9 protein-coding genes are annotated in these 14,179 nt (G+C 40.0%); 6 read left to right on the top strand and 3 right to left on the bottom strand.

Annotation, left to right across the window (positions count from 1 at the left end):
• Nucleotides 1–173: 173 nt before the first annotated feature.
• Nucleotides 174–1,766, bottom strand: a complete 1,593-nt coding sequence (locus EFY79_RS19425) for a SusD/RagB family nutrient-binding outer membrane lipoprotein (RefSeq protein ID WP_123122411.1) — start codon at nt 1,764–1,766, stop codon at nt 174–176.
• Nucleotides 1,767–1,784: 18 nt separating this feature from the next.
• Entirely contained in the window at nt 1,785–4,856 is a 3,072-nt protein-coding gene (locus EFY79_RS19420; protein ID WP_123122410.1) for a SusC/RagA family TonB-linked outer membrane protein, read from the bottom strand.
• Between the two features lie 384 nt (nt 4,857–5,240).
• Here EFY79_RS19420 and EFY79_RS19415 point away from each other — a divergent pair, with 384 nt between their 5' ends.
• On the top strand, nt 5,241–6,260 hold the full coding sequence (locus EFY79_RS19415; protein WP_123122409.1) for a S66 peptidase family protein: 1,020 nt from the start codon (nt 5,241–5,243) through the stop codon (nt 6,258–6,260).
• 26 nt (nt 6,261–6,286) lie between these two features.
• Nucleotides 6,287–7,195, top strand: a complete 909-nt coding sequence (locus tag EFY79_RS19410) for a S66 peptidase family protein (RefSeq protein ID WP_123122408.1) — start codon at nt 6,287–6,289, stop codon at nt 7,193–7,195.
• Between the two features lie 36 nt (nt 7,196–7,231).
• Here the strand turns inward: EFY79_RS19410 and EFY79_RS19405 are convergent, their stop codons facing one another.
• Nucleotides 7,232–9,040: a phospholipase D-like domain-containing protein gene (locus EFY79_RS19405; protein WP_123122407.1), complete on the bottom strand. Its 1,809-nt coding sequence runs from the start codon at nt 9,038–9,040 to the stop codon at nt 7,232–7,234.
• A 341-nt stretch (nt 9,041–9,381) separates the two neighbouring features.
• Here EFY79_RS19405 and EFY79_RS19400 point away from each other — a divergent pair, with 341 nt between their 5' ends.
• Genes EFY79_RS19400 through EFY79_RS19385 form a run of 4 tightly spaced genes read left to right on the top strand, consistent with a single transcriptional unit; the run spans nt 9,382 to nt 14,159 of the window.
• Nucleotides 9,382–9,996, top strand: coding sequence for a TetR family transcriptional regulator (locus EFY79_RS19400; protein ID WP_158605259.1), 615 nt, complete (start codon nt 9,382–9,384; stop codon nt 9,994–9,996).
• Nucleotides 9,997–10,030: 34 nt separating this feature from the next.
• Nucleotides 10,031–11,389, top strand: coding sequence for a TolC family protein (locus EFY79_RS19395; RefSeq protein WP_123122418.1), 1,359 nt, complete (start codon nt 10,031–10,033; stop codon nt 11,387–11,389).
• Between the two features lie 19 nt (nt 11,390–11,408).
• Entirely contained in the window at nt 11,409–12,551 is a 1,143-nt protein-coding gene (locus EFY79_RS19390) for an HlyD family secretion protein (protein WP_123122405.1), read from the top strand.
• Nucleotides 12,552–12,575: 24 nt separating this feature from the next.
• A complete protein-coding gene (locus EFY79_RS19385; RefSeq protein WP_317128047.1) occupies nt 12,576–14,159 on the top strand; it encodes a DHA2 family efflux MFS transporter permease subunit in 1,584 nt (527 codons plus the stop codon).
• Nucleotides 14,160–14,179 lie beyond the last annotated feature (20 nt).

Here is a 14,179-nt window from a genome sequence, read left to right as displayed (position 1 = left end):
TTTTTTTCAAACTCTTTACAAACTTATTAAAACAAAAAATGGAGAATTCTTCAGCTCTTTAAATCTTAAATTTGGTTTTTAAGGGTTGACTATCTAGTCGAAAACATCAAAAAAAGCAAAAAAAATCCCGGGACTGACCCGGGATTATATGAAAAAGAACTGTGCAATCTTTTTTAGAAATTAGACGGATTTCCGGTATCCCACCATAAGCGGGTAGCGATATCATCTTTTGCGCCAGGTCCCATTTTTGAAACTGCGTCTGCAACGCCATCTGCATTGCTAATTCTTTCTGCATTTGGGAACGGCATCCTTTTTATCCACTGATCTTCAGCTATTTTCCCCCAGTCATCGCTGCTGGTATTGTGCGCGACATGTGGAATTTTGGGATAGCCGGTTCTTCTAAAGTCTACCCATGATTCCAATGTGTTCGTAAAATTATTGATCCATTTTTGGGTCATAATTTTTTCCAGCTTTAATTCTTTTGTGTCGGCTTCCTTCCATGCAACAGTGATTGTTGACCGGCTTGTAAAATCATTACGAGAGTCAACAGGATCTACGTAATTGCTATATGGCTTGCTTGTACTGTCGGCCAGATAGGCATCCACACCGCCCGCGCCCCAATCAGCAAAGGAAAGCTTAACGCCATTTTCATAATTCTCTTTTGCATCGCCCGCTCCATTCCATCCTCTCAGGGCAGCTTCTGCCTTTAAAAATGCCACTTCTGCGGCGGTAAAATCTCTCCTGGTAGTGGTAGTTCCTCCGTTTGGAGGGTCATTGAAATTGGGATTGATTTTAGAAAAAGGAATATGGTCAGCTTTTGTTTTTATATAAGCGCCATTCCGAATTCCTTTATAAGGGAAATCAGGATGGTCAGAAACCAAGGTCATGTCCGACACCGGGGAGAAAAATGATGAAACGCGCGGGTCTTTTAAACCTCCAAGGAAAGTTTCAAAAACGCCTCCCATGCGGGTATCGTCCCATTGGAAGCAAATTTGTGCCATCGGCAAAATATTTCCTAACAAAGAATTGATGAAATTGTCTTTATTGGTGGTCATCAATCCTGCAGGATCATTTAGCGCTTTCTCTCCCTGAGTTTTTGCAACATCTGGCGCTACTTTAACAAGACGCATTGCCAGCCTCAATCTGAGAGAATTTACTAGCTTCATCCATTCAGGGATGCTTCCATTATAACAAGCATCGAATTTTTTAAAGCCCACATAATCTTTGTTGGCTGCAAAATCGGATTGTATAGAGTCCAATTGCTTAAAGAAAAGGTCGTACAAGTCAGATTCTTTGTCATAAAGAACAGTTCCACTGGTACCGTAATTAGAATAGATAACGGGGCCATAGATGGCTGTCAATTTAGATACTGATAGAATCCTTACAAGCTTTGCCCAGGTGATAAACATGGGTAAGTTATAATCCTGGGCCAGTTTAATAATTTGTTTTGACGGTGCCATTACACTTGTATAAACCCTGTTCCAGTAACTGTTCCAGGTAATATAGTAAGTAGTGTTATTGGAGTTTCCGACGAAATCAGTTCCTGTATTCATAAAGCCCATCCATGAATCCTGGGATAAATCTTCTTCAATCTGCCCTCCGTTCAGATTATATATCATTCCTCCAAAAGGGCCTCCAACCAGGTTATTATCCTGCGTTTGCAATTTATCAGAAATTTGATTGGGGTTTTGGTTGGTCTCAACAAAATCCTTGGTGCACGACCCCAAAATGGTAGCTGTTATTAATAAAAAAATTATTTGTTTCATACTAATGATTTTAAAATTTTAGAAAGTGAGCTTCACGTTAAATCCCATTGATCTTGTTGATGGCATTGAGAACACATCATTGGACTGCATTGAATTATTAGTACTCATTGCCTGCTCGGGGTCAAACGGCGCTTTTTTGTAGAAAAAGAATAGATTTCTTCCAATCAGTGAAACAGAAGCATCTTTGAAAAAGGAATTTTCATTGTGAGACCTGAAAGTATAGCCCAATACCAATTGTGCTAATCTTACATTAGTCCGTGAAAAAACGTAAGGCTCCATGATCCTGTTCCTGTCACCGACGTTTTGATAATAAGTCCAGGGATCTAAAGATGTGACATTCGTTGTGCCTGTGGGCAAGGTTATCACCGCATTTATAGGAATAGAGCCGGCATCTCTCTGCGCCGCAGTTTTTTCACTTACACCGTAAGCATCCAGGAATGCCTGAGTTTTAGAGAAGGCTACACCCCCGAATTTCGCATCAACCAACACACTGGCAAAGAAATTCTTGAAGGTGAGATCGTTGTTCCATCCTAATAAAAAGTCAGGATTTACGTTGCCCACTTTCGTTTCATCTTTCGCTTTCGTAGGAACTCCGGATGCTGAGTCTAATAAAATCTGGCCTTGAGCATTCCGTGCAAATTTATAAATCCACAAATCGTTAAATGAACCGCCAGCCATAATTCTTGAATCGAACCCTTCATCCTGGCCGCCTATTTTGAAACCCGGATCAGATTTTAGTAGTTCTACTATCTTATTTTTATTGGCAGAACCGTTGAAAGCCGTTCTCCATGAAAGATTGTTACTTCTAACGATTGCGCCATCTACTGTAAATTCAAATCCGCTGTTTACTATTTTTCCGGCATTTACATAAATATTCACATAGCCTGAACCGGATGGCGCCGGAAGGGTAAGGAATTGGTTAGTGCTCACATCCTTGTAAATGGTAAAATTGATACCGAACCTGTTATCAGCAAACCGTATATCGGTTCCATATTCATTGGCTACAATTTTCTCCGGTTTTAAGGTGGTGAAAGGAGCATATTGTGGCCTGCTAACATTTCCGTTGCTCATGGTGCTCCACGGTTCAACTACATTGAAGGGCACATCGTTGGCGGTTTGAGTGATAGATCCCCTTAGTTTAAAATATGAAATAAATTCAGGTAGCTTTACAATTTGGCTAATAACAGCTGATAATCCGGCAGAAGGATATAAATAAGATTGATTGCCGGTGAGTGCGAGGGTAGAAGCCCAATCGTTACGGGCTGCTACATCCAAGTATAAAAATTCTTTAAAGCCCAACGTTACATCAGCAAAAGCTCCCTCCTTAATTGTCCGGCTAATCGTTTTATTGAACGTTATGTTAGAAGGTATATTCGCAAAGGTATACCAGTTAGGATACCGCAGGGAGGTGGTTCCATTATTCACATTCAAGCCATCGTTGAAATTGTTTTTCTGATAACTCACACCTGCTAATGCATTTAAGCTAATTTCCCCGAAGGTATTGTCATAAGTTAAAATACCATCAGCATACAATGCTTTATCCGAATATCTTGAATAATTCCAGGTGCCGTTGGGACTAACACTTACGGAGTTCCCATTGGCTGCATAACGCCTGTCAAATAAAACATCATTATAGTCCAGGTTACCTCTTACCTGCAAATTAAGGTGTTCTATTATTTCATAAGAAGCTTTGACATCAGCTATCACACGATTGGAAGTCTGCAATTTAGAATCGCTATTGAGTTCCCAAAAAGGATTGTTTTGTTTTTCTTCTGTTGAATACCAATTCATTTTCGGCATATTCCTGGCACTATCCCAAATCGCATAATTCTCTTTGTAGCTGTTAAAATCGCGATCCCTTGCAAACAGGTATAAACCTGTAAGTGGATTATTGTAATAACCGGCACCGGGACGATTATAAGATTTTTCTGAAGAGAATATGACGTTAGATGTCAGAACTATTTTATCCTTTAATAATTTGGTAGATTGATTAAATGAAAATTGGTTCTTGCCATAAGTATTTGTGGGCATCACGCCAGTTGCAGAAGTGTTTGCGTAAGAAAAATACGCCGTGGTTTTGTCGGTACCGCCAGATACTGATATTGAATTCATAGCGGTTATACCTGTTCTGAAGAAATCCTTAATATAGCCTTTTTGATAACCACTTGATTTTATATTATCCACAGGCGACTTAGTATTAATAAGTGCTGAAGCAGGCGTGCCTTTTGGAACTGGAGTCCAGTTGTAATCACCTCCTACAGTGCCATACCTGTATTGAAAATCAGGAAGCCCTGATACCTGGTCGAAAATGGTATTGGAATTGATATCAACGCGGGCCTTGCCTACCCGGCCTTTTTTAGTTGTAATCAAAATTACACCATTCGCGCCCTGGCTTCCATATAAAATAGATGCGCTTGCGCCCCTTAAAATGCTGACACTTTCAATATCAGCGGGATTGATTGCAGAAAGTCCATCTCCGGCGTCTGTTCCGCCATAGGAACCCGGCTGGCCGCCTTTGTTATTAACCATAGGAACGCCGTCAATTACATAAAGCGCCTCGCTGGTATTGCTTAAGGATTTGTTTCCCCTTAATACCGCTTTTGTAGAACCACCCGCGCCGGAATTGCTGGCTGCGATATTAACGCCGGCCACCTTACCACTTAGCGCGCTTACGAAATTGGTGTTGCCAGCTTTGGTTAATTCATCGCCATCTATTTGTTGCGTGGCATAGGTGAGAGATTTCTTTTCTCTTTTAATGCCAAGGGCCGTTACTACTACTTCCTGCAAGGCCGCTTTTGATTCTTCCAATGTTACGGTGATTTGAGATTCATTAGGGCTTACAGCAACCTGTTTTGTAACATAGCCTACAGAACTGATCACCAGCGAGGCATTTCCGGATGGTATTCTCAGCGAAAAATTACCAGTGCCGTTGGTGGAAGTGCCCGCAGTTTCTCCGCTTACAATTACTGAAGCGCCTACCACAGGGCCTTTTTCTGAAGTCACTGTTCCCCTTATTTCGCGGGTTTGAGCTACAGAAAAAAGCGAGAGGAAAAGACATGGAATGAACCATAATTTTTGCAATTTTCTCATAAATGTTGATTTTTAATTGAGTTGAAAAAATGTTTGTTTGCTAACTGAAAAGAAGGTTTTCAATCCTTTTTTGGAATTATTGTTTTTACAATGCGGAATAAAAAATTAAATGCAATAACGTTAATGTCTAAAAAGAGAGCTAAAAATAGAGAATGTATTTAAATTATAAAAAATATTTTTTGATATTAATATTTAAATTTTGCTGTGGTTCGCCGGCAAAATAAAAAGAACAAATAAAAATTCGTTTACTGTATATCATTTTTAGGTTTAAAAATTATCGGAATCGATGATAAACATTCAATTATATAAATTTGAATGGAATAGTTATTAAAAAGATTTGAAATTTTTATGAAATGTTAAATTTAAACTGACGTAACAAGTAGTATGAAAAGAAAGGATTTTCTGACATCTGTTTTTCCCCTGGCGGCTATCCCTGCGGCTTTTCCAAAAGCGATGTATGTAGACCACTCGCTTCTGCCTTACAAAATTCCGCCCTATTTGAAAAAAGGAGATGTTATCGGCATCACCTGTCCTTCCGGGTATATCAGCATGGAAGAATGCCTGCCCGCCATCAACAAAATGGAAGAATGGGGCTTTAGCGTTATTACTGATGAAACTGTAGATGCAAAGGATTTTACTTTTGCCGGAACTGACGAAGAAAGAGCTGCCGGTTTCCAAAAGATGATTGATGATCCCTCAATAAAGGCCATTATGCTTGGCCGTGGCGGATACGGCGCAGTCCGGATTATTGACAAAATTGATTTTAGAAATTTTGTGAAACACCCAAAATGGATAATCGGCTTTAGCGATGCTACCGTTTTTCATTGCCATATACAGCAAAAATTCGGCATAGCCACTATTCATTCAAAAATGTGTAATAGTTTTCCTTTGGATTTTGCCACCGCAGATAAAACCCAGATTGATTCCATAGATTCCATCAGGCAATGTTTGTCGGGAGAAAAAATGAAATATGAAAGGCCGGTAAATTATGAAAACCGTTTTGGCGAAGGAACTGGCGTTTTGGTGGGCGGCAATTTGTCGGTTATCGAATTGCTGGATGGGAGTGTTTCTGATTTAAAAACGGATGGAAAAATATTATTTATTGAAGATGTTGGTGAATACCCTTACAAAATTGACGGCATGTTATGGAATTTGAAAAGAAGTAAAAAATTAGATCGCTTGAAAGGCTTGATAATAGGCCAGTTCAGGATGAAGCCTGATGATCCGGGTGAGGAGTTTGGCAAATCATTGTGGGAAATGGTTATAGAAAAGATAGCGCCACATTACCCCGTTTGCTTTGATTTTCCGGTAGGGCACGTAAAAGAAAATTACGCGTTGAAATGTGGCATGAAACACAAATTGGTTGTGTCTGATAAAGGCACAAGCCTGGAAAGTTTTGGTTGATTATTAAATTTTTAGATTGTTATTCTATGGTTACGATACCTCCTTATTTAAAGCCCGGCGATACGATAGGGATAGTTTGTCCTGCTGGCTTTATGCCTTTTGAAAAAGCGCTGACCTGTATTGAAGCCCTTAAAGTATGGGGTTTTAATGTGGTTCCCGGAAAAACATTAGGCAATCAATATCATTACTTTTCAGGCACTGATGAGCAGCGCCGCGATGATTTGCAGCAAATGCTTGACGATGAAAATATCGATGCCGTTTTATGCGCCAGAGGTGGCTATGGCACAGGCAGAATCATTGATAACCTTGATTTTTCAAAATTCATACAACATCCAAAATGGGTGATAGGTTTTAGTGATATTACTGTGCTGCATTGCCATCTTTTTTCAAATTATAAAATCGCGTCGATGCATGGACCTATGGCCGCTGCGTTTGATGAGTACGGGTTAGAAAATAAATATATCCGGAGCTTGCATGAGGCATTGTTGGGCAAAAAGGCAGATTATAAAACAGAAGGAAGTGTTTTGGATCAATCGGGAAAAGCAAAAGGAATTTTAGTGGGTGGTAATTTGTCGCTGCTCGTAAATTTAATTGGAACACCATCCGACATTCAAACGAAAAATAAAATACTTTTTATAGAAGAAATAGGTGAATATATTTATTCGGTTGACCGTATGATGTACCAGCTAAAGCGCAGCGGCAAAGTGGACCATTTAAAAGGATTGATTATCGGCGGCTTTTCTGATATGAAAGATACTACTTTGCCTTTTGGTCAAAGTGTACAGCAGGCTGTTAAGGACCTTGTAAAAGATTATAGATACCCTGTTTGTTTTGATTTTCCCATCAGCCACGAAAAACAAAATTTTGCTGTTAAGGTAGGTCTCAAATACAAATTGAATGTCAGTAAAAATTTAGTTGAGTTGCAGGAACTTTAAAGCAAAAGACAGTAAACAAAGAAATAGCAAAGATTTTTATCCGCTGATATACAAATTTCTTTGCCTGTTTTTTAAGTCTTCCGGGTCATACCACGCCTGGTACCACGCCTTAGATGGGTTACTTATATCATCAAGATGAATTGATTTTTCTTTAATTTCTTTGTTACGCCATTGAAAATGGTCTACCAAGACCAGCGCCTGGATGGCAAATGCAGTCACAATATCTTTATCATGAATTTCCAGCAGGTTGTCACCATTGTGTTGCTCTGGGTTAAATGCGAGGTTGCTGCTACCGCAATAAACAACCGGATCATCTCCCCTGAAATTTACCACAATAAATTTGTGATGAATTGCATAGCCATCTATGTTGGCCACCTTGCCAAATGGCTTTGGCAGCACGTTTTGAATGCCCCGGGCAGCTACCCTGATGCCGCGTAATGAATTGGGCTTGTATAAAAAAATGCCGTAGTCTGCATTTTTTGAAATAGTATCGGTAATCCCATAGGTAAAAATTTTTTCATTTTTTACCTGTTGCTGAACCGCATCCAAAATTGAACTGGCGCTGGTATCCTGCATGATGGCGAAAAGCACATCGGTATTTCCTTCTTTTAAAATGCGGGCGCTGATGCGATCAAAAATTTGCTTTGCATCAGTTCTGGAATGTGGCGCAAATGTGATATTTATTTCACCCACTGACTTTTCCTTGAAAGGATTGTCCGGGGAAGTAAATTTTGAACCTTTAAAATCTTTCATTGATGTTTTACCGAAAGAGGCATCAAAAACGTCGCTATAAAATTGCGCAATGTTTTTGTTGTTGAAGATGAGCACATGGTTGCTGTTGACATATAAACCGTTTGTTGAAAAATTTGCAGAACCTGTCAGCACTTTAATTGCATTATTCTTCTTTACCTGGATAAAAACTTTTGAATGAGCCAGTGAAAGAAAATGCCCTCGCTGGATGTCATTATCGTCTGCTCCTGATTGTTTGAATATTTTATCAAAAGCAGCTTCCATTGATGTTGACTTTCCGTGTTTGCCGGCATCATCCAAAATAATTTTCAATCTTTTTTCCGAAGCAAGTTTCAAAAGCCGCTTGCATATTTCCGGTTCATCAAGGTCGTAAGCAAATGCTTTCAACACGATTAATTTGTCTGCCAACGCTTCATTCAAAAAATCAAGGATGCGTGCGCGAGCCTGCCAGCCAAGCCATTTGTGTTGCTCTTCAAAAGTATAATCCACATATTCATATTTCTTCTTGCTGTCGTTCCATCTTACGGCTCTGTCTGCTTTCTGAGTAATGTCAAAGAGCAAGTCATCTTTGGAGCCAGGCGGCCTCACATGATTATTGTTTACATTAAATCGCTTTGCATACGCCACTGAAGAAAGGAAGCCCCGTGTAAAACCAACTTTAATATTTTCTGTTTCAAATGGTGCCACATTTATTTTGATGGAAACGGTGAGGTCGGATCTCAATGGCAGCAACGAACCTTTAACCATATACCTTGGGGTTACCAGGTAAGTGTAATCCGCAAAAGCCGGAACTTCCGTGTCTATATCGGCGCTGGGCACATGCACCCAGTTAAATTTTTGAATAGGAGAGTACAATGTTGAATTCCTGTCATTGTGAGGCACATCAGGATTATTGGTAAAAAAGGAATCAGGAAATTTCATCCGGTTGTATAGGTAAGATTGCACCCATTTATTGCCCCGCTTGTATTTGTAGCTGATACTGAAACCCGCAAGATTCTCTTTAAGTTCCCCGGCTAAGTCAAAAGCCAGCAAGGTCATGGCATCGCCTTTGAAAGCCCTTACGCTTACGCCGTTTTTTGCTACAAATTTTTCCATTTGATTTTTTTTGGGAAATAATAGAAATACCAGGAATTGGCTTTAAAGCAGTGCAGCGCTTCGAACTCATCTTTGCTCCAATTTAGATATTAAATATTAATTGCATGTAAATTTAAGTTTTTCTGTTGATCAAAATAAAAATATTGATTGAAAGTTGCTTTGCTGGCAGCTTTTTTCACTATTTCTTCTACATGCTGCAATATTTAATATCAGATTCAGGTGAAAAAAGTAGGGCTTCGGCCCTTGTCATAAAACAATTTTGGGAAAGAAAAAAAACAAAAAATTTTTTAAACGTTTGTTTAGTTTTAAACAAGTGTTTAATTTCGCACTCTTTTTTTAAAATGACCAAAAAAGAAATTATTATACAATCCGCTCTGAAACTCTTTAGCACTAAGGGCTTTGAAGGTACGTCAGTCAGGGAAATAGCTTCGGATGCTGAAGTAAATGTGGCCATGATAAATTATTATTTCACTTCAAAGGAAAATTTGTTTAAGAGTGTTGTTGAATACCGCGCTTTGTTTTTGAAGGGAATTCTTGCTGATTTGATTAATAACAAAAATCTTTCGGCCATTGAAAAGGTGGATGAGGTAATTGATCAGACTATCGAAAGAAAATTTTCTAATGTTGAATTTAATCACATCCTTCACCGCGAGCTGTCGCTGCAACACAGGCCGCAGCTTAGAGAGGCTATCAGTGATATTATAATGAAGAATCTTATTCCTGTGAAGGGCATAATAAAGCAGGGAATTAAAAGTGGCGAATTCAAAGAAGTAGATATTGAATTGACGATAACAACGGTTTCAGGAACGATTCATTATTTACTGAATTCAGATATTATTTGCCGCAAAATATTAGGGAAAAAAGAAGGCTTTACCCCCTTTCAAAATAAGCATTTAAAAAAACGGTTAAGTGCGCATCTTAAGCAATTGATGCGTTCGCATTTGTTGAAAAATTAAAAATATTTCTAAAAAGAAAATGATCAGTAACTATATGATAACAAAATCCGCAAGGCCTTCATTTATAATTATTGTAATTGTTTTTTTGGGTTTTGCCTTATCTCCTTTGGTTTCAAAATCGCAGGATGTAAAAACATTGACCTTACAGGAAACTATTGACCTGGCTGTCAAAAACAGCCACTTGCTGAAAGCAGCCATGGCACGAAATGACCAGGCATCTGCCCAGTTAAAGCAGGCTATTGAAAATAAACTTCCGAATGCCGATGTATCTGGTTCCTACTTATACCTGGCTAATCCAAACATAGGTTTAAAAACAAATGCAGCCAGCGGTGGCTCCGATTCGAGTGGTTCAAAAAAATCCATTCCATCTGTTCACCAGGCAATGTATGGTATTCTAAATGTGTCATTGCCTTTGTATGCCGGTGGAAAAATCCGTTATGGAATAGAATCTGCAAAATACCTGCAACAGGCAACCATGCTGGATGCGGAGCAAGACAAAGAAGCAGTGGTATTGAATGCAATCAATGCGTATGTCAATTTATACAAAGCTGCTGTAACTGTGGAGGTGGTAAAGGAAAATTTGCGCCAGTCGCGCGAACAGGATTCCGTATTTAGTCGCCTTGAGGAAAATGGCTTGCTGGCGAGAAATGATTTATTGAAATCTGAACTGCACACTTCCAATATTGAATTGTCTTTGCTGGATGCACAGAGTAATTTAAAAACTGCTACTGTCAATATGAACCTCATGCTCGGTTATCCGGAGTCTTCACAATTGAATGTAGATTCAACCGGCTTCAATAAAAGAATTTCCATAAAAACCATTGATGAATATGAACAAAGCGCGCTGCAAAGCAGGAAAGATATCATGGCGCTTGCGTTCAGGACTAAAGCTGCACACACAGCAATTTCATTGGCAAAATCTGATTTGTATCCTTCCATTGCTTTGTCTGGCGGATATATCGCTGCCAACATTCCTCACCTGATTACCATAACGAATGCAGCCAATATCGGAGTGGGATTAAGATACAATATTTCTTCTCTTTGGAAAACCAAATCAAAAGTAGCAGAAGCAAAATCGCGCGAAACGGAATTATTGGCCAGCCAGGCGGAATTGGACGACCAGGTGAAGTTGCAGGTAAATCAATCTTTTGAAGATGTCTTATTGAGTCAAAAGAAAACACAGGTGTATGAAAAAGCTGTAGCGCAGGCTACAGAAAATTACCGCATCACAAAAAATAAATATGATAACAACCTGGTGAATACCACCGAACTGCTGGATGCTAATGTTGCGTTATTGCAATCAAAAATAAATCTCGCGGTAGCAAAAGCGGATGTGTTGCTGGCTTACAGCAAACTTTTAGAAACAACAGGAACCTTAACGAATAATCAATAAAACTAAAGCGGCAATTATTATGCAAGCAGAAAAAGAAGATTTCCCTCCAAAAAATGGAGAAAATAATGAAAACGAAAAGGCAGCACCTGAGCCTAAAAAGAGAAGCAAAGTATTTTTAATCATACTTATCCTTATGATTTTGGGCGGAGGATGGTTTGGTATTTCAAAATATATTCACGCAAAGCATCACGAAGAAACGGATGATGCCCAGGTGGAGGCAGATATTATTCCGGTAATTCCGCGGGTTTCCGGCTACGTGGAAGAAGTGCGCGTGAAAGATAATCAGTTGGTAAAAAAAGGCGATACGCTTATTATCCTGGATGGAAGAGATTACCAGATTCAACTGGACCAGGCCGAAGCTGCGCTGGCTACAGCCAAAAGTAATGTGGAAGCAAGCAAAGCAAATGCAGACGCCGCACATTCGGGCATTGCATCATCTAAAGTGGCCGTGGCTACGGTGGATGCACAGATAGCTGCCGCCAAGGTAAATCTTACACGGGCCTCGCAGGATTTTGCGCGCTATCAGAATCTTATCAAGGACCATTCTATTACAGAACAACAATTTGAACAGGCACAGGCGGCAAAAGAGTTGGCTGAAAGGCAGCTAGATATCCTGCAACAGCAAAAGAAACAGGCAAGTTCCCAGACAGGAGTGGTAACATCACAATCACAAGCAACCACTGTATCAGTTGGTGTGGCAGAATCCATGGTAAAGCAGCGCGAAGTGGAAGTGGAAAGTGCCAAACTGAAATTATCTTATACCGTAATAACTGCCCCGGCAGATGGAAGAGTTTCAAGGGTGGATGTAGTTCCGGGCCAATTGTTGCAAATGGGGCAATCTACTTTCAACATAGTGCACAGCGAAAAAGAATGGGTGGTAGCCAATTTTAAAGAAACCCAGTTAAGAAAAATGGCTGTTGGCCAAAAGGTAATAGTTCATGCGGATGCATTTCCCAATCATGATTTTGATGCAGTACTGGCTTCTTTTTCTCCGGCAACCGGCGCTAAATTTTCATTATTGCCTCCTGATAACGCTACCGGGAATTTTGTAAAAGTTGTGCAGCGCCTTCCGGTGAAAATAGAATTTAACAATCCTTCAGATTCTTTATTGAAAAGACTGAGGCCCGGGATGAACGTGAATGTAGATGTACATCTTCAATAAAATTATTAAAGCTTTTCCGGATACATGATGCAACAGGATAATTCTCTGGTAGAATATGGGTCAAGGCGGGTTATAGTAACGATAACGGCTATAATCGCAGCGTTGCTCGAAATTGTCGATACCACCATTGTAAATGTGGCGCTCACCGACATGAAGGGAAACCTCGGCGCTACATTAACCGAAATCGGATGGGTAGTTACTGCCTACGCTATTGGGAATGTAATCGTTGTGCCTATGACAAGCTGGTTGTCGCAACAGTTTGGAAGAAGAAATTATTTTGCGGCTTCTATTATGATTTTTACCACCTTTTCATTTTTATGCGGCAATGCCACGGGAATATGGGAATTGGTAATTTTCCGCTTTTGCCAGGGGCTTGGCGGTGGCGCATTGCTTGTTACTTCGCAAACGATTATCACTGAAAGCTATCCTATTGAAAAAAGAGGTATGTCACAAGCCATATATGGATTAGGTGTGATTATCGGGCCAACTTTAGGGCCGCCGTTGGGAGGATATATTGTAGACCATTTTAGCTGGCCCTATATTTTTTATATTAATATTCCCATTGGCATTGTAGCTACCTTATTGACATTACAATTCGTAAGAAGCCCGAAATTCCAGGAAAAAACATCGAGGAGAAATATTGACTTTATTGGTATTATTTTGCTGGCCGTTTCGGTCGGTTCGCTGCAATATGTATTGGAGAAAGGCCATGATGATGATTGGTTCACCAGTAATACCATTATTACACTCACCGTACTGGCAATTTTTGGTTTTTTCTTTTTTATCTGGCGTGAGCTTACCTATAAGAATCCGATTGTAGAACTGAGGGTGCTCAAAAATGGAAACCTGCGAATCGGCACAGTGCTTTCGTTCATTCTTGGCTTTGGGTTGTATGGCTCTACTTTTATCATTCCGCTGTATACTCAATCTACATTGGGCTGGACGGCCGAAGACGCGGGCCTCCTGTTTATTCCTTCAGGAATTGCGACCGCATTTATGATGCCTATTATTGGGAAACTTCTGCAACGGGGCGTAAAACAACAATATCTTGTTGCGGGCGGGCTAATCGTTTTTTTTATTTACAGTCTATGGGGATACAAAATCCTGACGCCTGATACGCCCGCGGATGCTTTTTGGTGGTTGTTGATTCTAAGAGGTTTTGGCCTGAGCCTGTTATTCATTCCTATTACCACGCTTGCGCTTTCTACCTTATACGGTCAACAAATAGGCCAGGGCGCGGCTTTCACAGGGATGATGCGGCAATTGGGAGGATCGTTTGGAGTGGCGGTGATTACCACGTTTATTGCGCGGGCAAATATGACTCACCGCATGGATTTAATTGGCAATCTGCGGACAAGCAGCCCTGTTCTTCAGAATCATATTGCGATGATGCAGCGCGGATTTGAAAGCAAAGGAATGACGCCCGATGTGGCGCTCAACTCTGCTTATAAATCATTGGATTTTTCAGTAGCACGGCAGGCAATGGTATTGTCTTATATGGATGTTTTCCTTTATATCGGCATTTTGTTTTTGATTTGCGTGCCTTTTATTCTTTTAATAAAGGAAAGAAAAAACCGGAAAGTTGACTTATCTTCCTCCATGCATTAATACCGGAAGCCATTATTTGA

It is taken from the genome of Hanamia caeni, from assembly GCF_003721595.1.
In the GTDB taxonomy this organism is placed as follows: Bacteria; Bacteroidota; Bacteroidia; order Chitinophagales; family Chitinophagaceae; genus Ginsengibacter; species Ginsengibacter caeni.
Note: the sequence above shows the minus strand (reverse complement) of the source record. Positions and strands in the feature narration are given on the sequence as shown.